Annotated in this window: 25 protein-coding genes and 1 riboswitch; of the genes, 7 read left to right on the top strand and 18 right to left on the bottom strand. The window is 36.2% G+C overall.

Annotation, left to right across the window (positions count from 1 at the left end; translation table 11 throughout):
• Positions 1-101: 101 nt before the first annotated feature.
• The 3 genes from ACSBPO_RS09705 to ACSBPO_RS09695 form a co-directional block, all read right to left on the bottom strand.
• The gene (locus ACSBPO_RS09705) at positions 102-1,661 is read right to left on the bottom strand and encodes a M1 family metallopeptidase (protein WP_442599850.1); all 1,560 of its coding nucleotides are present in this window, start codon (positions 1,659-1,661) and stop codon (positions 102-104) included.
• Positions 1,662-1,826: 165 nt separating this feature from the next.
• Positions 1,827-2,054 carry a hypothetical protein gene (locus tag ACSBPO_RS09700; RefSeq protein WP_442599849.1) on the bottom strand — a complete coding sequence of 76 codons (228 nt, stop codon included), beginning with the start codon at positions 2,052-2,054 and terminating at the stop codon, positions 1,827-1,829.
• A 26-nt stretch (positions 2,055-2,080) separates the two neighbouring features.
• On the bottom strand, positions 2,081-2,593 hold the full coding sequence (locus ACSBPO_RS09695) for a hypothetical protein (protein WP_442599848.1): 513 nt from the start codon (positions 2,591-2,593) through the stop codon (positions 2,081-2,083).
• A gap of 217 nt (positions 2,594-2,810) precedes the next feature.
• Between ACSBPO_RS09695 and ACSBPO_RS09690 the strand changes: the two genes are divergently transcribed.
• Positions 2,811-3,134, top strand: a complete 324-nt coding sequence (locus ACSBPO_RS09690; RefSeq protein ID WP_442600337.1) for a hypothetical protein — start codon at positions 2,811-2,813, stop codon at positions 3,132-3,134.
• Positions 3,135-3,246: 112 nt separating this feature from the next.
• Here ACSBPO_RS09690 and ACSBPO_RS09685 read toward each other — a convergent pair whose 3' ends face one another.
• From ACSBPO_RS09685 to ACSBPO_RS09660, 6 genes are all read right to left on the bottom strand, one after another.
• On the bottom strand, positions 3,247-3,375 hold the full coding sequence (locus ACSBPO_RS09685) for a hypothetical protein (RefSeq protein ID WP_442599847.1): 129 nt from the start codon (positions 3,373-3,375) through the stop codon (positions 3,247-3,249).
• Positions 3,376-3,523: 148 nt separating this feature from the next.
• Positions 3,524-4,825 (bottom strand): MFS transporter, encoded by a 1,302-nt coding sequence (locus tag ACSBPO_RS09680; protein ID WP_442599846.1) that lies wholly within the window; start codon positions 4,823-4,825, stop codon positions 3,524-3,526.
• Positions 4,826-4,992: 167 nt separating this feature from the next.
• Positions 4,993-5,238 (bottom strand): hypothetical protein, encoded by a 246-nt coding sequence (locus tag ACSBPO_RS09675; RefSeq protein ID WP_442599845.1) that lies wholly within the window; start codon positions 5,236-5,238, stop codon positions 4,993-4,995.
• A gap of 27 nt (positions 5,239-5,265) precedes the next feature.
• On the bottom strand, positions 5,266-5,700 hold the full coding sequence (locus tag ACSBPO_RS09670) for a glycine/sarcosine/betaine reductase selenoprotein B family protein (RefSeq protein WP_442599844.1): 435 nt from the start codon (positions 5,698-5,700) through the stop codon (positions 5,266-5,268).
• A gap of 24 nt (positions 5,701-5,724) precedes the next feature.
• Entirely contained in the window at positions 5,725-6,198 is a 474-nt protein-coding gene (locus ACSBPO_RS09665) for a redoxin domain-containing protein (protein ID WP_442600336.1), read from the bottom strand.
• Positions 6,199-6,361: 163 nt separating this feature from the next.
• Positions 6,362-7,363: an LLM class flavin-dependent oxidoreductase gene (locus ACSBPO_RS09660; protein WP_442599843.1), complete on the bottom strand. Its 1,002-nt coding sequence runs from the start codon at positions 7,361-7,363 to the stop codon at positions 6,362-6,364.
• A gap of 398 nt (positions 7,364-7,761) precedes the next feature.
• Here ACSBPO_RS09660 and ACSBPO_RS09655 point away from each other — a divergent pair, with 398 nt between their 5' ends.
• Together ACSBPO_RS09655 and ACSBPO_RS09650 are read left to right on the top strand one after the other, a co-directional pair.
• On the top strand, positions 7,762-7,971 hold the full coding sequence (locus ACSBPO_RS09655; RefSeq protein WP_442599842.1) for a DUF1540 domain-containing protein: 210 nt from the start codon (positions 7,762-7,764) through the stop codon (positions 7,969-7,971).
• Positions 7,972-8,032: 61 nt separating this feature from the next.
• The gene (locus tag ACSBPO_RS09650) at positions 8,033-8,242 is read left to right on the top strand and encodes a methionine aminopeptidase (protein ID WP_442599841.1); all 210 of its coding nucleotides are present in this window, start codon (positions 8,033-8,035) and stop codon (positions 8,240-8,242) included.
• Positions 8,243-8,325: 83 nt separating this feature from the next.
• On the opposite strand, the gene ACSBPO_RS09645 is transcribed toward ACSBPO_RS09650, so the two are convergent.
• Positions 8,326-9,513: a serine hydrolase domain-containing protein gene (locus ACSBPO_RS09645; RefSeq protein ID WP_442599840.1), complete on the bottom strand. Its 1,188-nt coding sequence runs from the start codon at positions 9,511-9,513 to the stop codon at positions 8,326-8,328.
• A 202-nt stretch (positions 9,514-9,715) separates the two neighbouring features.
• Here ACSBPO_RS09645 and ACSBPO_RS09640 point away from each other — a divergent pair, with 202 nt between their 5' ends.
• Together ACSBPO_RS09640 and ACSBPO_RS09635 are read left to right on the top strand one after the other, a co-directional pair.
• Entirely contained in the window at positions 9,716-10,729 is a 1,014-nt protein-coding gene (locus tag ACSBPO_RS09640; RefSeq protein ID WP_442599839.1) for a LacI family DNA-binding transcriptional regulator, read from the top strand.
• A 235-nt stretch (positions 10,730-10,964) separates the two neighbouring features.
• The gene (locus ACSBPO_RS09635) at positions 10,965-11,909 is read left to right on the top strand and encodes a cell wall hydrolase (protein ID WP_442599838.1); all 945 of its coding nucleotides are present in this window, start codon (positions 10,965-10,967) and stop codon (positions 11,907-11,909) included.
• A gap of 52 nt (positions 11,910-11,961) precedes the next feature.
• Here the strand turns inward: ACSBPO_RS09635 and glnA are convergent, their stop codons facing one another.
• Entirely contained in the window at positions 11,962-13,326 is a 1,365-nt protein-coding gene (glnA, locus tag ACSBPO_RS09630; protein ID WP_442599837.1) for a type I glutamate--ammonia ligase, read from the bottom strand.
• A gap of 224 nt (positions 13,327-13,550) precedes the next feature.
• Entirely contained in the window at positions 13,551-14,483 is a 933-nt protein-coding gene (locus ACSBPO_RS09625; RefSeq protein ID WP_442599836.1) for a D-2-hydroxyacid dehydrogenase, read from the bottom strand.
• A 279-nt stretch (positions 14,484-14,762) separates the two neighbouring features.
• Here ACSBPO_RS09625 and ACSBPO_RS09620 point away from each other — a divergent pair, with 279 nt between their 5' ends.
• Entirely contained in the window at positions 14,763-15,098 is a 336-nt protein-coding gene (locus ACSBPO_RS09620) for a hypothetical protein (RefSeq protein ID WP_442599835.1), read from the top strand.
• Positions 15,099-15,160: 62 nt separating this feature from the next.
• Here the strand turns inward: ACSBPO_RS09620 and ACSBPO_RS09615 are convergent, their stop codons facing one another.
• From ACSBPO_RS09615 to ACSBPO_RS09605, 3 genes are all read right to left on the bottom strand, one after another.
• On the bottom strand, positions 15,161-15,694 hold the full coding sequence (locus ACSBPO_RS09615) for a CBO0543 family protein (protein WP_442599834.1): 534 nt from the start codon (positions 15,692-15,694) through the stop codon (positions 15,161-15,163).
• Positions 15,695-15,925: 231 nt separating this feature from the next.
• Positions 15,926-16,471: a GNAT family N-acetyltransferase gene (locus ACSBPO_RS09610; RefSeq protein WP_442599833.1), complete on the bottom strand. Its 546-nt coding sequence runs from the start codon at positions 16,469-16,471 to the stop codon at positions 15,926-15,928.
• Between the two features lie 124 nt (positions 16,472-16,595).
• Positions 16,596-17,450, bottom strand: a complete 855-nt coding sequence (locus ACSBPO_RS09605; RefSeq protein WP_442599832.1) for a hypothetical protein — start codon at positions 17,448-17,450, stop codon at positions 16,596-16,598.
• Between the two features lie 308 nt (positions 17,451-17,758).
• Between ACSBPO_RS09605 and ACSBPO_RS09600 the strand changes: the two genes are divergently transcribed.
• Positions 17,759-18,061, top strand: a complete 303-nt coding sequence (locus ACSBPO_RS09600) for a hypothetical protein (protein ID WP_442599831.1) — start codon at positions 17,759-17,761, stop codon at positions 18,059-18,061.
• Between the two features lie 257 nt (positions 18,062-18,318).
• Here the strand turns inward: ACSBPO_RS09600 and ACSBPO_RS09595 are convergent, their stop codons facing one another.
• From ACSBPO_RS09595 to crcB (ACSBPO_RS09585), 3 genes are all read right to left on the bottom strand, one after another.
• The gene (locus ACSBPO_RS09595; protein ID WP_442599830.1) at positions 18,319-19,320 is read right to left on the bottom strand and encodes a LysM peptidoglycan-binding domain-containing protein; all 1,002 of its coding nucleotides are present in this window, start codon (positions 19,318-19,320) and stop codon (positions 18,319-18,321) included.
• Positions 19,321-19,461: 141 nt separating this feature from the next.
• A complete protein-coding gene (gene crcB, locus ACSBPO_RS09590; RefSeq protein WP_442599829.1) occupies positions 19,462-19,827 on the bottom strand; it encodes a fluoride efflux transporter CrcB in 366 nt (121 codons plus the stop codon).
• On the bottom strand, positions 19,827-20,222 hold the full coding sequence (crcB, locus tag ACSBPO_RS09585; RefSeq protein WP_442599828.1) for a fluoride efflux transporter CrcB: 396 nt from the start codon (positions 20,220-20,222) through the stop codon (positions 19,827-19,829). Before crcB (ACSBPO_RS09585) ends, crcB (ACSBPO_RS09590) begins: the two co-directional genes overlap by 1 nt.
• A gap of 62 nt (positions 20,223-20,284) precedes the next feature.
• A riboswitch (Fluoride riboswitch) is annotated at positions 20,285-20,346 on the bottom strand.
• Positions 20,347-20,378 lie beyond the last annotated feature (32 nt).

Below are 20,378 nucleotides of genomic sequence, written 5' to 3'. Positions count from 1 at the left end.
GTTTGATAGGTATATTAATAGAAAGAACCCACCTATTGGCGGGTTCTTTTTCAGTTTGAATAATTAGTGTAATTAGCTCTTTTTCAAACATAATCAGGCAGTTAAAGCTTCCAATAAATATAGTCTGGAGTAAAGTCTAGCCACTCTGCAAAATAAGGATCATCGACATCATAATGTTGTTTCATGAAACGAATAAATTCATCTGTGTTAACAATTTGATAGGTGTAGGTATGAAAGTAATCAGATAAAAACGCTAAAGCTTTATTTCCTGATGGATCTTCTTTACCCAAAACCTCCCAAAGTTTAAGTACTGGCTGCGCGTATAAGTAAGCGGCCGTTCCGCCATTCTCTTTATATTTTTCTAACGGTTCGTTTGATGGAAAGGGTTTTCTTTCATTATATAACCAATTTACCCAAGCAAAACTTTCATCCAATGACTCCTTCTCATGTACCAACAGAAATAGATCTGTACTTAATTCTGTTAATCCTTCATCAAGCCAACCGTCATTATACGTATCATTACTAACTAGGCCAAAAAACCATTGGTGGGCTACTTCATGAATGATAGGGTGCTTTTGAGATTCTAAATCCCCTTCGTCTGAAACCGTAACGATTCCTGGATATTCAATATTATAGTTGTAACCATAAACAACATCCAATTGTTTATATGGGTATTTCCCGATCTTTTGATCGAAAAACTTCAAAGATTCAGCTGCTATATCTAATACATAGTCGATTGATTGTTCATTTTGTTTTGAACCTATCACTCTAACTACTGTCTCATTCACTTTTTTTGTTTTAATAACGGTATCCTTGGTAAGGCTAATGTAAAACTCTTTTATTTTACGAGCTTCGAGAGTACCTGTTCTACTATGTAAAGGTGCATCTTCCTCTGCAGAACTGCTAAGAGTATAGCCATCTAAAAGTTCATACTGAACAGTAAAATCCGAATAACCAGTGAAAAAACTTTCCATTCCCGGATAAAAAGGGTCTTTTTGCCAACCATTCAAATAGGTACATAACATCGGATACCATTCCGCTAACGCAATGCTACCATCTAATCGAAAAAGACGTAAATCATCCTCTGGAGGTGTTAAAGTATAAGAAACGGATACCTCCATCTCCTTCCCCGTTTGTAAAGCCTTATTGAGAGTAATTCGAAGTGAATCCTCTGATAAGTAATACTTCATGACTTCTCCATCCACTTTTACTTCTTTAATCTCAGCTGCATTTATTAAATTTGGGATAAAATAAAACTGCAAATCCATCCAATTCGTTTCAGAACGGTTTTCTACTTTGATATTAGCCTCCACTAAAAACTGCTTTTCGCTAAACATTTTTAAAAATAATTGATAATTAGCATGGCTACCATCTGGAATAATCAAAGAATCACCAATATCCTTTGAATTCGTTTGCACTACTTCCTCTTCAATCCCTTTATCACTTTGTTGGGGTAGCGTACTCTTTTCTGAAAAATAGATAGAATGATAAACGACCAAAGAACAAGTTGTTATGAATACGAAAATAACCCAAAATGGCAGTATACTATTATAAATATTCATTGAGGTATTTAACTGATTAGAATACCTTACTTTATCTAAATTTGCTTTCGTGATTCCATCTTGTTTTTCATTAATAAATGTAAATCGACCTGATAACAATCCTTTTGACCTCCTATTTCCAACCAACAGGATATTTTTCAAATTTTTACCTTTTTATTTTACCATTTATCCCCTTTCGTGTCCTCTTTGATTCTATTAAAAAAGGATCATTCTAAAAGGGAGCCAATCTCCTAATAGAATCATCCTCATCTAAATCTATAACTCTTAAGTCTTTTCTTGCTCTTTTATATACTGATCGTACGCCTCTTTCACCCTGTCTTTGCTAGGTGCCAAAGTTGAAATTCTTTTATGAATGTTATTTAGTAAATAAAGTCCTCTAAACATACAGCCAACGACGATCGCAAAAGCAATAATTCCACCTACAAGCGGTCCCATCATCAATAAAACATAGCCTAAAATGGCACTTAAGATAATGCATAAAAGCAAATACATCTTATCTCCCCCATTCTCTGATCAAACTATTTATTTAACGGCACATCTATTTCATTCTCCAATTCCTTTACACTGTACATAAATGAATCCCAATTATTGCTGATGGTGATGCGCAACCCTAAACCAGCCTTTCTAAGCTTCTTCTGTAATTCTTCGAAATTTCGTTGATCCTGTTCCGTTAAGCTTGAAAATTGATATAACTCATCCGTTGGATATTGCCTCAGTTTAGCCGCAAGTTTTTCCAAAACCTCTCTATCCTGATTGGAAATGGTCCTTAAATACTTTCCATTGCTCAAACCAACATAAATTCCCTCGAGAACATCACCTAATTCAGTTGTGACTAAATTGGGTTCGGACCAATTGTCCTCCTTTTGATGAGCGATTAATCCCTCTAATTCAACTAAATTATCCTGTACTTCTGTGTAAAATAATTGTTCACTGGCAAAATGGATATTGATATATTTCCACACTATAAATAACACCAAAACAATGTTTAGGAATATAGAGCTTCTAAAAAGAATTTTTTGTTTCTTATTCAAACGACCACCCTCCCACTAATGTTCCACATATACCATTTTACACCATTTTTTCCTCCCATTAGGCAAAAAGGAGCAAATATAGTCTTGAATTCCTATGATATGGAATATATTGTTTATAATAGAATTAATTGAGAACGACAAAGAAAATCTTTTATAGACAGAAGTTTTAAATGGAGTGAAGCACGATGTAAGAGGAGGAATCGGAATATTGAAGAAAATGGTTATTTTTATCCTTACTTTAATGATTGAAGCCGGAATAACGTACTATTTTGCTGATAAGTTTTCGATAAGATTTATTGAGATAATGTTCTTTGCTGGTTTAGCTTTTTCTGTGATTTCATTTGGGTTTTCCAGTAGTGGTGGTACAGTCACAAGATACATCGATAGTCAAATAAGTGCTCAGACTGGAATCATTCAAAAACCACAAGGCTTCATATTTAGAAGAAATCCCATTTTCTATGGATCTTTCACTTATATGCTCATAGGCTTATTATTTCTTATTCTTTTAATCGTTGGGGTTATTCCACCAGTTACAAAATAAATAAAAAGTAATTGTAATTTAAGAATTAAAAAGGAGCTGTAGATATACAACTCCTGAGTACATTTCAAAATTATTTTTGTTAGCTTCCTTCTAAAATACCACTCGTATCCTTTTACTTATTTTGACTTTTTTGTGCTCTTAACGCTATTTTTTCAAGTCCATTTTCTCCGCCAAATTCAACATCTGCTTTAGGTAACGCATTTTTATTCTTTTTCATTTGATTATTTTTATTTTTAGCCATTTTTTCACCACCCTTTATTCAATTTTTTGGCACCACATTTTAATACGGTCCACTATTTTAGTTTGCTTATTTTTTCAAAAATTATCTTCTTGATATAAATACAAAAGGGTGGGATTACCCCACCCTTTTACATTTCTATTCTTTTTTATCATACTTCCCCTTGCAGTTCTGTCACTCTTTCTCGAGTAGACCAGACAATCACTGGAATTAACAGAAGAGATAGGAGCCCACCTGCAATAGAAAGAGTGGCGTAACTGGAATGAGCTACGACCATTCCAGAAAGGACTCCGCCAGTTGCACCAGATAACGCGACCATCACATCTACTGCTCCCTGCGTTTTGGCACGATTCGATAAAGTGGTAGAGTCTACTAAAATGGCTGTGCCGCTGATTAAACCAAAATTCCAACCTAGCCCTAGTAAAATGAGAGCGAGGGTAAGCAGAATAAAGGATTCGCCAGGTGCAAAAGCAGCCAAGACTCCAGCACCTAACAAGGTGATACCAGAGGCAATCGCCATCGAAACCCGTCCGATTTTATCAACTAACATCCCTGTTAAAAGGGATGGAAGATACATGGCACCAATATGAAAACCAATAATCATTCCAACGGCACTAAGACCATGTCCATAATGACCCATATGTACTGGGGTCATTGTCATAATCGCAACCATCACGATTTGAGTTAATACCATCACTGTGGCAGCAGCGATTATTCCGCGTTTATTTTTTTCTAGTGTTTCCTTTCGATCTATTGCATTACTCTGATTTTGATTTTTGGCAGAAGCAATAGCTTTAGCAACAACTAATGGATCTGGACGTAATAAGACTAATAACACAATCCCTGCGATAAAGTAAGCAGCCGCAGCTAATATAAATGGACCAGAAAGTGCAGGAATTCCCATAGAGGTTGCAAACTTCCCCATCACCTGAACTAAATTCGGCCCTGCCACAGCCCCCAATGTCGTGGATACCATAGCAATGCTGACGGCCGTTGCTCTCTGTTTGGAATTTGCTAAATCGGTTCCAGCATAACGTGCTTGTAGGTTTGTTGCACTGCCAGCACCATAAATTAGAAGTGATACAAATAAAAGGAAAATATTATTCGTGATTGCTGCCAGGACGACCCCTATCGCACCTAATCCTCCAGCAAGGAAACCTGATGCAAGTCCAGCTCTGCGTCCATAACGTTGCGACAGTCTCCCTACAAGCAAGGCAGCTCCTGCAGAACCTAATGTAAATAAGGCAATCGGTACTCCAGCAAAACTATCGGTTCCAAGCATTTCCTTTGCTAAAAGTCCTCCTACAGTAATACCTGCGGCTAGTCCTGCTCCGCCAAAGATTTGTGAAAGAACAACAATCCATAATGTCTTTTTATATAAATTCCTTTGTTTTTCAGGTGAATCTATATATTCTTGCAACCAACCTGGTTCTTGATTTTTCTGTTTCAACAACCCCAACTCCCCCCTTACAAAAACTCCTCTAGCCCATCTATTTATAATATGGTATTTATAACTAAGCCTTATTATACTATAAGGGGTATGTGTTGAACATATAAACTTATTCAGAAAAAAATACGTAAAAAAGAGACGGAGTTCATCTATCCGTCTCTAGTAAGCCTCTACTTATTATAGCTTGGAAAGTCCACTTCATGAATATGACCAGGCTCTTGTTTTTCCAATAATTCAAACAAAGCCGCTTCTAACACTTTTCGTTGTGTCTGTTTATCATGCGGTTTTCCTAAAGAATGACCAAATTCAAATCCTTTTGGATGAATCGCACGAGGAGGTCTCATTAAACTAGATTGTTCAACATCTAGTGTGATTAATGTAGTTGGAATCCCCTGCGCTTCAATTCCGCGCTGCACTGTAACTACAGTGCGATGACAGAGCGGTCAGCCAGCTGTTAAAAGGACGGCATCCGCTTTGGAGCGAACGACTTCTTTTACGAGAGCCGGAATGGTCTCTTGATTAATCTTGTTTAATCTCATGGAATAGCCCATCATCGTTAGATGTTTTTCTGCTACCCCGCCAAGATCTCCGTCGTCGACCATTTCACGTAACCGGTCGATTGGAAAAACGCAGTTAATATCCTCTTTAGGATAATCCGTATTATAATGCTCTTTTGGTGCCGCATGGGTAACGGTTAAGTCCTTTGGGTCTACATCTCCAGGAATGATACGAAAGGTTGCATCCCCTTGTGAGGGGTCCGTGTTATACGGTTCTTGATCCTTTAAATGCACTCCAGAGGTTGAAACAATCATAACCGTCATTTCATGAAGCGGTTTATTGACAGGTGTATATGGGATAGCTTTTCTAGAGAGTTCCATACACAACCTCCTTATATTTCATACTTATAACTTACGTAAGACATCAAATAACTCTTCATTATCTGGTTGTTTACCGATTGGGTGAACATCTATCCATCGAACAATCCCATCTTTATCAATGATAAAAAGAGCACGTTCAGCTGCACCATACGCTGGTTCATCAGGATTTTTACGAAGGACACCGTATTTTTCTGATACCTCTCCATGAGGATAGAAATCCGAACAAAGCGGGTAGGAAATTCCTCCGATTGATTTTGCCCACGCATCATGACTAGCCACACTATCTACACTTATACCCAAGACCTGGGTATCAAATTCTTCAAAACGAGGTAAATCGTCCTCGTAAGAAGGCATTTGCGCGCCTCAGACTGGAGTCCAATCTAAAGGGTAAAAGCATAAAAATACATTTTGGGATCCACGATATTCACTTAATGAAACCTTACGATCACCATGTGCCTTTAAAGTAAAGTCAGGTGCTTGATCACCCACTTTAAGCATACTTGTTTCAGTAGCTCCTTGCGGCATAATAACTCTCCTTTCATTTTCGTTATAAAAACTAACAATTTTTATTATCGACTTGTTTCCGTTTCTTTAATCTCAAAAATATTAAAAGTTTTCTTCATTTGAAAAAGCCATCCAAAAAACTGGATGGCCTTAATTTCTATTTTTCATCAACTATTTCTTTTAATATTTCATATGATCGTTTTTGTTTTTCTGCATCAAAAATGTAAGATACCGCCATGATTTCGTCCACATTATAAATAGATTGAAAACGAGTTAGCTGCTGGCGAACGGTTTCCTTACTTCCAAGTAATGTCACACTTGACATAGATGTAGCCATTTCCTCCTCCATCGGGTTCCATAGCTCATGGATATTTTCCACTGGTGGACGGAGTGGATTTTGAGTACCGCGTACCACATTGAGGAAAAATTGCTGCATGGTCGTTGATAACCATTTTGCCTCCTCATCGGTTTCAGCTGCAATCACATTTAGACAAACCATCATATATGGTTGATCCAAATACTGAGACGGCTGAAAGTTTTTACGATAAATATTGATCGCTTCTTCCATAAATCTTGGCGCAAAATGAGAAGCAAACACATAAGGCAACCCTAGGCTAGCCGCTAAATAAGCTGAATCTGTAGAAGAACCTAGGATGTAAATCGGTACATTTGTTCCAACCCCGGGATAAGCTTTGACAAAACCTTGCTCCTCTTCTGACCCAAAATAATGAAGTAAGGCCTTAACATCCTCTGGAAATGTATAAACCGAATCGTTTCGGGATCTTCTTAAGGCATTAGCTGTCTTCATGTCTGTTCCCGGAGCACGACCAAGTCCTAAATCAACACGATCAGGATAAATCGTTGCCATCGTTCCGAATTGTTCTGCAACCACTAAGGGTGCGTGATTAGGCAGCATAATCCCACCTGAACCCACCTTGATGGTATTCGTGTGCTCTAATGTATGCTTAATTAAAATGGCTGTAGCCGAACTCACCAATGTAGGTGTATTATGATGCTCCGCAATCCAATATCGTTCATAACCAAGTTTTTCAGCTGTTTGCGCAAGGTCCACCATTGCATCAATCGCTTCTTTTCGCCCCTGTCCCTCTCGGATCGGTGCTAAATTCAACATGGATACGGGTATATTTATATTTGACATTTAAAATGGTCCTTTCTTTTAAAAAGCTGTTTCGTATAGATTCTGGTTTTCGTAAAAATCCCTAAAGCCGGATTTTTACAGGTCCTCTTAATAAGTGATCAGCTCTTTTCTTCATTTCCATATGAGTTTAACACCCTATATCGTGAAATGCCTATTTATTAGTCTCAAAAAGCAACAAAGTTTCAGAAAAGAGCCTTTTAAAAAGATATACCACTATAGTATCAAATCAAAAAGCGAAAATATATTTATGTGCTTAAGTTAGAATTCCCTTTTGTTGCCGTTTCCATAAACGTCATTATAATGTTCTCACCTCTTTCTTGTACATTTTTTCCAGCCGATTAAAATCAGGTTTATTGTAAAAAATAAGAATCAAACGCATCATTAGGAGGTTTTGATTCATGCCAAAAGTAGAAGTTTCATGTGCGATATCCAACTGCACATTTTATGGACAAGGTAATATTTGTACAGCAGAAAAGATCATGGTTGAAATGGATAACCATGCGAGATATGATACAGAAATGTCTTCTGAGTTAACAGAAAAGAATCATCAAGATGAAGTAAGACACTCAGCAGAAACCTGTTGCAAAACGTTTAAGCCAAATAAATAGATAAATGTATATATTTTCCGCCCATAACTAAAACTAAGAAAAAAAGTATGAGGCGATGAAAATGGGCTTAATCAACGCATTTAACGATTGGCGGAATGCACGCTACGAAAACCACGTTTCGCAAATGAAGGAAGCAAACAAATGTCCTGAATGCTATGGCAAAGGATATGTCGTGTACCCTGCCATTGAATTCACTTACCAAAACATGTCATCCGATTGTCCAGGATGCAGTGGCAGCGGACAATACGCAGATTGGGAAACCTTAAGATAACCATTTCAATGGGATTTATCATTCTAAAGCATTAACGCGACGGGGGTCAGACCCCCTTCGTGTTAATGCTTTAATTGGATACACTATTTCTTTTTATTTTCACTTAGTCGAGTGTTACTTTCTGCATCCACTGGGATTGGTTCAGTTGATTCTGCTGCAGGATAGATATATTCTTCAAAGATATTTATATCTGTTAAATACGCTTTTGAAGTTTGTACGACGAGCAGGTTTAACTCAGGTACCATGACAATGTATTGTCCACGGTCTCCCATCGCAGATATTTCCTTATATCCATCCTTGGTAGTGGTTAACCAAAAATAATAACCGTAATGTTCTCCCCCTGTCATACCCGTTTGAATTAATTCACTCATAGAGGTCTTAACCCAATCTTCAGGAACAACTTGTTGACCATCCCACTTACCGTTATTCATATATAAATAGCCGAAACGGGCCATATCTCTTGGAGTCATCTCCATTCGATAACCGCCTTGATTCACACCTTGCACCTCTGGCCAATAAGCCGTGGTAATTCCAATCTTGTCAAAGATTTTTTCTTTTGCATAATCAGCGGTTTTCTTACCAGTTGTTTGTTGAACAATTGCTGATAAAATATGCGGTAAGCCTGTATTATAATCAAACTTACCGATAAGATTAGGATCAGTCGGTTTATTTAAGACAAATTGGACGGTATCATCTGTCGATTCAAAATCACTCCAGAATTGGTGCTTTCGATCCTTATCCAGCTCTCCCCAATCCAGCCCTGAATTCATCGTAAGAAAATCTTTAACCGTTAAATTCTTCTTGTGGTCATCCATGTTCTCCGCTTTTCGATCAGGAAAATAATCAAAAATAGGGTCATCAATACTCTTTATATACCCTTCATTTATCGCAACACCCGTAACAGCTGACATAAAACTTTTTGTGACTGAATTGATTTCATGAGATCGCTCGGGTCCATAACCATAACCGTATTTTTCCGCCACAATATAACCATTTCGAATGATAATCAAGCCATCTAACGGGCTATTGATTTCGTCTAGTTTTTCAAAAAGATCTGCTAGTTTTTTTGAATTCATCCCTTGCTGCTCAGGTAAACTAGTCTTCCATTCCATAGTCGGCCAATAGTTTGGCGGTTTTTCTGGAGTTTCACCTTTAGCATAGCCTTGTACCGTTACAACAGACTTATTGTTTTCTGGTTTATCTACTGAAGTAACCGTACAACCACTCAACATTCCTATGACTACAGCAAAATATAAAACTTGTTTTTTCAAAAATGACCCTCCCTCTTTTTCTAACTATCTATTCCATTAATACCATTATTTACAAGATAAAGTCAAATATTTTTCGGGAACGTTACCGAAAATCATCATCTATTTGCATATTACTCTATTAGGTTTATAATATTACATAGAAAACGTAACCATTCCTGTTAACGAGATCAAATCTATAAAAAATAGGGTAAGGAGGAAAGTGATGAGTGTTTCCATTAAGGATGTTGCCAAAAAGTGCGGGCTTTCTGTTAGTACAGTCTCTCGTGCACTGAATAATCAATATGGTGTTAGTCAGAAAGCCATTCAACTGGTTCAGCAAGCTGTAAAAGAGCTAGGTTATGTCCAGGACCAAAATGCGAAGGACTTGGTCAGTAAAAAAAGTAATTTAGTTGGCGTTATTATTCCGGAAACAGATTTTGAAGCAAGACCCGCTTTCTTTGAGATCCTTCCCTATTTAAGTCAGACTCTAGCTTTATACCAAAAGGAAATGATCATTTCACCTGTCACCGTCGTCCCACATCAGTACGAAAGTCAAACGCTTGAAATGATTATTCGAAAAAGAAAGCTTGATGGTTGTATTATTCTACCTGGTTTTATAAGTGCGCATCCTATTTATAAAGAAGCAAAAAAATTGAGTTATCCGATCGTATGTGTCGGCGAAAATATTATTTCTCGAACTTGTTCCAACATCAATATAGATGATCAAAAAGGAGCAAGCATGGCCGTAAACCATCTACTAGCAAACGGACACCGAGCAATCGGATTTATTAATGGCCCAAGCCATGCAAACATTTGCCTGGAACGATTGGAAGGCTATAAACAAGCCATGCACGAAGCAGGGATATCTTGGGAAGATAATTGGATGATGGAAAGTGACTTTACAGGTGAAGGTGGAGCAAAAAGTATAGAGAGATTACTTCAGACCTCCCCTACTCTAACTGCCTGTTTTTTTGCCAATGATTTAATGGCTATAGGAGCACTAGCCAAGTTAACTTCTTTAGGGATCCGTGTTCCTGATGACTTTTCTATCATCGGATATGATGGTAATTTCTTAACCAAGTATACATCTCCACCGTTAAGCACAGTCACCCTTCATAGTTCGAAATTTGGTATCAAAATAGCTGAACTATTAGTTCAATTAATAAATGGCGGCACTGGCAAATCTGAAAAATTAGCCCCTCACCTTATCTCGCGTGAAAGCGTGAAAAAAATATAATCACGATGATAATAGAGTTCATTATATTATGAACTCTATTTATTTTTGTTAATTCTCCATATAAGACAAGCTCTTATCGACTCTCGGCGAACATTAAAACCCTTTTTTTCTCCTCTCTTAAAAAATTGTCTTTTCTATGTAATCAAATTGTAATACTAAACTATCTCTTGCGTTCATAGAAATAGATTAAAGACAAGCCAACGAGCTGACTTTCATTTTTAGGAGGAAACGAACTATGAAAAAACTGACCACTACCATTATATTACTATTCTCTTTCATATTTGCCGCCAATCCTGCTTTTGCCTATACCGTAAATAACGGGGATACGATGACGAAAATCGCAGCAGAACATAATCTGACATTAAAGGAATTAGCCGAATTAAATCCACAAATTAAAAATCTTGACTTAATATACATAGGAGACGACATTAACACAGAAAAACCTAAAGAGAATGCACCTCAAACCGAAACGGTAACCAAATTAGATAAAGATGTAAATCTACTTGCTACATTAGTTAGAGCCGAAGCACATCAAGAAGAATTGGCAGTAGCTACTCAACAATATCCAATGATTAATATGACAAAGACCGTCAATGCAGAGGTACTAAACAATTTTTTTGTCAAAACAGAAATAGCTGACTACATGTATTATGATATTGACTTAATGGCAAGATTGGTACAAGCTGAAGCGCAAACAAAGGTATCTGAAGATGCAGAAAAAAAGGAAGAAGTGAAACCTGAAGCAAAATATACAGTTGCTAGCGAAACGGTTGTAAATGCAGAGCCGGTAGTAAAAGAAGAACCGAAAGTTACGGTCTCGTACACGGATTCAGAATTAGACCTACTTGCTAGATTGGTTAGAGCTGAGGCGCAAACAGAGTCACTTGAAGGAAAAATTGCAGTAGCTTGCGTGGTCCTAAATCGAGTAGAACATCCTTCTTTCCCTGACACCATTAAAGAAGTCATTTATGAACGCGGTCAATTTCAACCTGTAAGTAATGGTGAAATAAATAAACCAGCCGATGAAGATTCTATCGCAGCTGTTAAGGCTGCTTTATCTGAACAACGCCATATGGCAAAAGAATCTTTATTTTTCTATAATCCAGACATAGCTACTAGCCGTTGGCTTGATTCAAGAGAAACGGCACTCGTGATTGGTCAACATGTCTTCAAAAATTAAGGTGTACAAGCTTTTAACCCAACAAAAAAAAGCGGGTAAATCCCCGCTTTCATTAGAATTTTGTATGGTAATTGTCGATTTCCCAAGCATGAACAGCTGTACGATAGCTATCCCACTCTGCTTTTTTCATAGAAACATATTCAGTATAAACATGTTCACCTAAAGTTTTAGAAGCGATTTCGCCTGATTCTAAAGCCTTTAATGCTTCAGCTAAGCTTCCTGGAAGATTATCGATTCCTAAGAAAGCACGCTTTTCGTCGGTCATGTGGAAAATATCTTCGTTAATTGCTGCAGGTGCTTCTAAACCTTTTTCGATTCCATCTAAGCCAGCTGATGCAATAACGGCAAATGTTAAGTATGGGTTAGCTGAAGGATCTGGACAACGTAATTCTACACGAGTCGCAAGACCTTTTTTAGCCGGAATACGAATTAATGCCGAACGGTTAGATGCGGACCATGCGATATAGCAAGGTGCTTCGTATCCAGGAACTAAACGCTTATAAGAGTTTACTAGTGGATTTGTCACAGCCGTAAAGCTCTTGACATTTTCAAGTACACCCGCAATGAAATGATACGCTTTTTGTGATAATTGTAATTCATCAGAAGGATCAAAAAAGGCATTTTCGCTTCCTTCGAAGAAAGACATATTTACGTGCATACCAGACCCGTTGATTCCGAAAACTGGCTTCGGCATAAACGTTGCGTGTAAACCAAATTTCTTTGCCACTGTCTTTACTACCCATTTATATGTAGTAGCAAGGTCTGCAGCTTTTAAAACATCTGCATATTTAAAGTTAATTTCATGCTGCCCTTCTGCTACTTCATGGTGAGAGGCTTCGATCGTAAAGCCCATCGCTTTCAAAGCACGATAAATTTCTAAACGAACTCGATCGCCAACATCATGTGGTGATGGCTCAAAATAACCAGCTCTATCACCTAGTTCTTGAGTTGCGTATCCATTTTCATCATTTTTGAATAGGAAAAATTCTAATTCCGGTCCAACTGAAATCGTATACCCATGTTCTGCAGCACGATCAACCGTTTTCTTTAGGACATTTCTTGTATCGCCTTCATAGTCTGTTCCGTCTGGATTTTTCACCGAGCATAAAAAGCGTGCCTCAGAATAACCATTTTCAACTGTCCAAGGAAGGACTGCAAACGTATTTAAATCCGGTTGTAAATAAAGATCTGATTTATTAATAGGAGAGAAGCCTTTAATAGAAGAACCATCGAACATGATCTTACCTTCTACGACATCCTCTAATTGTTCAACTGTTACCGTGATATGTTTTAAAATTCCTTCAATGTCTACAAATTGCAGGTGTAATAATTCAACGCTTTTTTCTTTTATCGTTTCTATAATTTGATCTAATGTTGTTGTATTTACAGGTGTGTTTGAAATTAAAACTTCTGCCATGTCTCATTACCTCTCATTGTCATGTTATAAAACCTCACATCAATGAAATGATTATATTTAATATTTTTTAATCTGACAAGCATTTTATCTATTTTTTTATGAATATTTATGATTAATTTTAAGAAAGCGTTTTCACGGGAAAACCATATTAAAAAGGCCAAATCCGAATAGGACCTGACCTTGAATTAATGATTATGCACCACAATTAATAATTAAACAATAACCTAGTACCCTTTTTCCACATCGACCCTATTTCGCAACGGTTTACCTTCTTCCAGATTTTTTAGTGTCTCTACAAAACAAGCAACACCTTCATCTGGAGTGGTTACAGCAGAAATATGGGGAGTAATATATACATGTGGATGTTCCCATAAAGGGTTCTCTTTTGGTAGTGGCTCCTGGGCAAATACATCTAAAACAGCAAAGCGAACCTGTTCTTCCTTTAAAGCATCTAGTAATGCCTTTTCATCAACAGTTAGCCCTCTGCCAACATTCAAAAATCCAGCACCTGATAGCTGCCCAAATATATTTTTAGAAAATAAACGAGCTGTTTGATTCGTTAACGGTAAAGTATTAATGAGGTAATTCATTTCAGCTAAGCGTGACACATGATGCTCCATTGTCATGACTTCTTTAAAATGTTCTTTCCTTTTACCGCTTTGGGAAACTCCGTAAACTTCTACACCTAATCCTGAAAAAATTTGAGCCACTTTTTGCCCTATCTCACCTGTACCATAAATCATGACCTTTTGGTCACTTAATAATTTTGGCGTAAATGGTTTCCACTCCTTCTCATGCTTTGCCACATGAAAAGGTTCATGAAACTGTAGGTCTTTCAGTATGTAACTTAAACAGTACTCAGCGATTCTTTGCCCAAACGAACAAATCGTCCGAGTTAATAATACCTGTTCATTCCAAGTCTTACCATATAAAAAACGGTCCACACCAGCACCAAGCGAATGAACCCATTTGACCTGACTATAATCTATATCTGATTTTAAGTTAAAACTAACTAATGCATCAGCCCATTTCAAATCTTCATTTTCAAGCTCATTTTCAGGTATAAACCGAAAATTCTTTCGGATATTTTCTTTTTCGATTAGAGGTTGAAGTTCCCTGTACATCGGACTGACTACTAAAATATTGTTTATCTCCATTTTTTCACCCCAGGTTAAAACAGTTAATATACCATTACCCTTTCTATTATCTACTCAATAAGATTATAGTTCAAACTCTTTTTACAATATTTATATCTAGAATAACAAACAAGTAAAAGACTCTGTGGATTGTTTTAGACATTATTTTTTTTAAAATCAAACACTACTAGTTTACATAATAAAATTATGGTTATCTCTTTTGGTGTATAGGTTATTCATTCAAAATATTCCTTATTATGGTATTATAATGGTATATACCAGTTTGGAAGGAGTATGGCATTGCAAAGGAAAAAAACTTGGCTTTTTGTATTATTTATTCCCTTTATCATTTTTGGATATTTTTGCTATGACTATTATCATTTAGACGTTTATCGCCATGCGGAGGATCAATCTATTATCTATAAAAATGAACCATACGTGAATGCAAATCACGATGAGTTTTACACTTATCAAAATGAGAGAAAATTTGAGCTTGGGAAAACGATTGGCAGGTCAGATGACAGTCATTTATTTGGATTTAAAGAAACCATTTCCGAAATAAAAGGGAAACCGGATACAGAAGCTGTATTTATGAAAGGATTAATGGTAGAAGGTGTTTATGTTAAAAAACATTAAAAAGGCTTGGTGAATGCCAAGCCTTTATTTTCGGGTTCTCCCCCCTTATTATAACTCAATTATTATTTACGATCTTGCATATGTACTAACCTCTCCACGACGATTTTATTACCAATTCCCAATAATAGATAAATAACAAATGAAAAGACCAGCTTCCAGTTAAGAATATGATAAATATCAACGGAAGAAAAAAGAGGTTCCGCAATAAAGGCTGCTCCAAAAGCTAATATCATTTGCGCAATCAAAAAAGACTTCCATCTTTTAAAATATTGGTATACCACCATAAATGTCACTGGCATAATAGTTAAATCAATCGGATTCAGACGAGGACTAATAGGAAACAGCTGGTATTGATAAATCCACAATATAAAATGTGACCCAATATCATCAAGTAAAATGGAATAAAGGGAGATTAAACTTCCATAAAGGAAAATTTCAATTACTCTTTTCTTATCGACCCATTTCCACCATAAAAGCCATGGTAATATGGTCAACGAAAGTAAAATCCACCATTGGTAAGTAAAAATCACATTCTCCAACCAATATTCATTTCTTTTCTCCGCTAGTTTTCGCGTCAAATTGATCAGTTCTTGCATAATCCCATCCCTTCGTGAGTCGAAACAATCATACCATATCATAAACGAAACGACTTACATTTTGGACCTGTTTTGGTGAAAATTGTAATAAAGTTGTACACGTTTACTACTTTCGTACTAAACAAAATAGTGCCTTTTCAAATTAGAATAACCCCAAAATGTAAAAAAACCAGATCCGATAGATGAATCTGGTCCTAAAGAATACGATGATTAGTCATATATGAAACAATTCTAGTCATTAAATCTTCCCATCATGATGGTGTTGTAGTATTTTCCATCAGATAATAGCTTGTCTTTTTTTAATACTCCTTCTATTTCAAATCCAAGCTTTTCGTAAAGCCTAATGGCCTTTTCGTTTATTTCTGTCACATTTAAATTCATTTTCTTAATACCATTCAAATCAGCCCAAGAAATAGATTCTTTTAATAGATTTTTTCCAATCCCAAATCCCCAAAATTCTTTTAAAACACCGACCCCAAACTCTACTCTATGAGAGAATCTCTTCAGATTACTCCCTTCACATCTTGAGAATCCAACAATCCGCTCATTCGCTACAGCTACTAAAAAAAGATTTCTAGGATTCTTAGTATCTACTTTTATTACGTGTTCAAAGGCTTGTTGATCGAGGAAAGCCTCCCCTTTTTCTCTATCCATGTTTTCTGTCTCACCGTCAATTTGTAGTCTCAAATCTGACAACTCTTGTGCATCTTTTTTGACGGCAGAACGAATCGTATAATTTAACCCATTTACATGAAAATCTATCTTTTCAATGTTCATAAAATTTACTCCGTTCCATATGAAAATAGTAAAACAACGGATTTCAATTGTAATATTTATCCTGTTACTCAGTCAAGTAACCTGAATTACCTCTTAAAAAGGCATAACAATGGGATCCATTTTTTTAATATTGTTCAGCCTCTTGAACCAACCATTTACTAACCAGTTTATGGAAATCACATTTTCCCCAAGCAATAATAGCGTCCATCTCACCACGTGTTCTTACCTGACTTTGAAAAAACAAATCACCGAGAAAATAACCTAGTCTACTAAAACCATATTTATTCCCTCCGTTAATTGAAAACCATTCACGAAATATAGATAGCGATGTTTCTGTTAATAAATCTTTAGCAAAGGATTTTTTGATTTCTTTTATATTCTTCTCTGCAAAAGTTAACCAGTCTTTCCCTTCTGAATTATAGGAAAAATAAATAGAAGGTTCCAATCCCGGTGCGGTTCGGCGGGAAAAATGAGTGGCCGCTCCTTCTTGATAAAGCCACGTCAACGGGTTATCCCATTTTATCTTATTCCAGTCTATACCATTATCATTTGAAATAATATTATGGGCAGCATGACCGAATTCATGAGCAACAATCGTCCTTAAGTGGTCAGGTACAGGGGATAATTTTTCTAGTGCAAAGGTAATATTAGGAATGATTTGCCTGTGTGTAAATGCATTGGAACCAAACCCACCTACTATTAAATTGACTTCAATAGGAAACGTAATTTCATACAGTCTTTCGTATTCCGCAACAACTTCTTTTATAATCGGGACAATGTATTTATATACTTCCTTTATTGATGAAAAGTGGTCAGGATATTTTGCTATCGATTGCTGATGTCGTTCCTCTGTATCTTTACAATGATAAGAAAAATACTCACTGAAGATCGTTGGGTATTCACTGTAATAGGTTTTTAAAAAACTAACTGTAGGATGATAGTTATCTATAAAGAATGGGATTGTATCAATGATTTTCAATTTTATACCTCCTGATAAAATTTGAGAATAATTCTTTTATCGTAAACTATCTCAGTATGCAAAAGATCAACTTTCATAAAAACTTGCAATTTATAAATTAGATGAAATGTCATTTATCTTCATCACAAGAATAAATAACACGTCATAAACTGTCAATTTTTAGTAATTCCTTATTTAATTGTAAATACCTTTTAGATTACCACTCATAAATGAACCAATATTTAAAACATATTCTTGAGCTAATATTTTCATATCTATAAAATGGTTGTATAGTAAAGACAGTTAAGCTTTTGAAAGGAACGATTTTTATGATTAACAACCCTGATATTATTGAAAGATTGGGTTTACTGATTGGAAAAGAATTAACAGATAAAAGTTTACATGAAACCATTTTCTGTGAAGCCAAACACAAAAATATCTTACGTCGTTTTGGGCTTGGCAAACGCACTTATATCCAATCTAAACTAATAATTCAAGATAACCCTGACTCACCATCATTTGCTGACATATCTATTTTAGGGAACCCAAACACCTTTAGAGTCGGTATTGAAGAAAAAGAGGGAAAAATTATCATCAACTCTGATCCAAGAATCTCGTATACTTACTTATAATTAGAAGCATTCAGTTTATCGGACACACGATCCGTTATTTTTAAAAATTGCTTGTTTTTTGAGGATTATCGGACTATGGTTCCGTTAATGCCCTTGAAATACATCTTTTTTCAATGAAATATGGTCAATAACGGAACCTGTGTCCTATAACCCATGATAAAACGTCAATTTTACGAAAATAGCGGAACCTGTGTCCTATAAAACATAAACATAACTCCAAATATAAAAGGACCTACTAAGAGGTCCTTTTATCACTATTACATTGATGCTAAAATCTCTTGCATTTTTTTAGCAACTAATGGATAGAAATTATTTTTTGCAGCTGTTGTGGAATTACCACCGAAAAACTGTGTTCCAGGACACGTCTTAACAGGATGTCCTTCACTATGATCTAACACCCTTTCGCCTGAATTAATATCCCACCAATGATGGTAAGTAATGCTGTCAATGTTAGGTGTTAACCCGTATTTTATCATCAATAAAGCTGTAACCGTTACAATGGTTTCCCTTTGCTCGGCAGTCATTTGATTTGCATCAAAGTTTCCTACATTTTCAATCGCTAACGCATCCACTTCTATGGCATGCATAGCAGATTTATTCTGTAATCCAAATGACCCTTCAGGCGCGATATCAAACGGTCTTCCTACCACTAACTTTCCATCTGGAAAAGTAGTAATTTGTTGGCTTATCATACTCCAGTTCATTCCATTAATGTGATAGTCTTCCATTCCCTTCATTAAAGAGAAATGATTGGAGCCATTAAACGACTGATAATTCGGTTGATACGTATGATGTTGTTGGACCTTACCCACTTTACGTGTGAACTTTTGATTAAATATCCAATCCTTGAATTCATCTCTCGTCATTAAAATAAACTTACCATCCATGGTCAACTTCTTCGGAGGAATCTTTAACTTTTGACCAACATAAATCATATTGGATGTCAGCCCATTCGCTGATTTTATTAACGGGACTGTAGAAGTAAATGATTGTGAAAGCTGCCAAAGAGTATCCCCCGGAACCACTTCATACGAAATAGGAACTCTTAATTTTTGTCCAACGAATATCAAATCCGATTGTAACCCGTTGAATAACTTTAAGTCTGCAACTGATGTTTCATAGGTTTGGGCTATTTTCCAAAGGTAGTCCCCTGATCTGACCTCATAGATATTTCTTGGATTGTTTGCAGCTAGAGCAGAGGATAGATTCATTTGCAGAAACAAAAGCAAACTAATAATAAACACAAAGCTTTTTTTCATTTTTTTATATCCTTTCATTGAAATATAACAAGATATGAATAGAACATTTCCTATCTATTTATAGTTTGTAAAATGAATATCATATTATTCTGGATAAAAAAAATGCTTAACCCCATGTGAGGTTAAGCATTTTATGTACGGTTACATCATCCATTCGGCCAAAACCCATCCAATCCCTGCGAAAAGAACTCCTAATACAACCGAGCTGCTGACATAAAATAAAGCTTTTTTGTATACTTTATTTTCTATCATTTGAAGGGTTTCGTATCCAAAGGTTGAAAACGTCGTATACGCCCCAAGAAATCCTGTGCCACATAATAACCACACCCAATTTGGCATAAAAAGTCCTTGATGTAGAAATGCTAAAAGTCCAAGCACAAATGAACCAGTGAGGTTAATGACCCATGTTCCAAACGGAAGTACATTACTTGTCTTGCTAGAAATCCATTTCCCAAGGAGAAATCTAGTTATGGCCCCAAATATTCCACCAATGCCTGCGAATAACATTATTTTGTTTCTCCTTTCACAACCGTTTCAGAACGTACAGCACCTAGCTTTGCACCAAGTATAGCTAGCGCAATCCCTCCCAAAATACTTAATAATACATAGAGAAACGCAAGGACCGTTTGATAATTTTGTATAAGATTTAATGTTTCAACAGAAAAGGTTGAAAAAGTTGTAAAGGCTCCAGTGAAACCAGTTCCAATTGCTAATTTTAAATTAGGGTTTATTTTCCACCCTTTTGTGGTAATCGTAAAAAACCATGCCAAAAATAAACATCCTAAGAGATTAATCACTAAGGTTCCTAATGGAAAGCCATTTGGTGCAGGAATCCCTTTCCCAACCAAATACCTTAAGACAGCTCCAACAAAACCACCTATTCCAACTGCAATAATATTCATCATGTTCCTCCCACGTCTAACGGTTTCCAAAAAAACAGACCCCTACCAGTAATCATAACAAATTACTAGTAGGAGTCATTAGTCTTTATAGGCGGTTATGGCGAACTCCATCGCCGATTATATCTATATTTATTATAAAGCAGTGATTTATCTATA

The sequence above is a fragment of the Neobacillus sp. D3-1R genome, from assembly GCF_052180215.1.
GTDB lineage: Bacteria > Bacillota > Bacilli > Bacillales > Cytobacillaceae > Pseudoneobacillus.
This window is presented reverse-complemented; position numbering and strand designations above follow the sequence as displayed.

Coding starts and splice junctions, on each gene's coding strand:
- ACSBPO_RS09635 (WP_442599838.1), top strand. CDS start 10,965: ATGAAAAAACTGACCACTACCATTATATTACTATTCTCTTTCATATTT.
- ACSBPO_RS09670 (WP_442599844.1), bottom strand. CDS start 5,700: ATGGAACTCTCTAGAAAAGCTATCCCATATACACCTGTCAATAAACCG.
- ACSBPO_RS09700 (WP_442599849.1), bottom strand. CDS start 2,054: ATGTATTTGCTTTTATGCATTATCTTAAGTGCCATTTTAGGCTATGTT.
- ACSBPO_RS09595 (WP_442599830.1), bottom strand. CDS start 19,320: ATGAAAAAAAGCTTTGTGTTTATTATTAGTTTGCTTTTGTTTCTGCAA.
- crcB (WP_442599829.1), bottom strand. CDS start 19,827: ATGTTATTCGCAGGCATTGGTGGAATATTTGGGGCCATAACTAGATTT.
- crcB (WP_442599828.1), bottom strand. CDS start 20,222: ATGAATATTATTGCAGTTGGAATAGGTGGTTTTGTTGGAGCTGTCTTA.
- ACSBPO_RS09610 (WP_442599833.1), bottom strand. CDS start 16,471: ATGAACATTGAAAAGATAGATTTTCATGTAAATGGGTTAAATTATACG.
- ACSBPO_RS09640 (WP_442599839.1), top strand. CDS start 9,716: ATGAGTGTTTCCATTAAGGATGTTGCCAAAAAGTGCGGGCTTTCTGTT.
- ACSBPO_RS09615 (WP_442599834.1), bottom strand. CDS start 15,694: ATGCAAGAACTGATCAATTTGACGCGAAAACTAGCGGAGAAAAGAAAT.
- ACSBPO_RS09650 (WP_442599841.1), top strand. CDS start 8,033: ATGGGCTTAATCAACGCATTTAACGATTGGCGGAATGCACGCTACGAA.
- ACSBPO_RS09690 (WP_442600337.1), top strand. CDS start 2,811: ATGGTTATTTTTATCCTTACTTTAATGATTGAAGCCGGAATAACGTAC.
- ACSBPO_RS09655 (WP_442599842.1), top strand. CDS start 7,762: ATGCCAAAAGTAGAAGTTTCATGTGCGATATCCAACTGCACATTTTAT.
- ACSBPO_RS09660 (WP_442599843.1), bottom strand. CDS start 7,363: ATGTCAAATATAAATATACCCGTATCCATGTTGAATTTAGCACCGATC.
- ACSBPO_RS09600 (WP_442599831.1), top strand. CDS start 17,759: ATGATTAACAACCCTGATATTATTGAAAGATTGGGTTTACTGATTGGA.
- glnA (WP_442599837.1), bottom strand. CDS start 13,326: ATGGCAGAAGTTTTAATTTCAAACACACCTGTAAATACAACAACATTA.
- ACSBPO_RS09625 (WP_442599836.1), bottom strand. CDS start 14,483: ATGGAGATAAACAATATTTTAGTAGTCAGTCCGATGTACAGGGAACTT.
- ACSBPO_RS09685 (WP_442599847.1), bottom strand. CDS start 3,375: ATGGCTAAAAATAAAAATAATCAAATGAAAAAGAATAAAAATGCGTTA.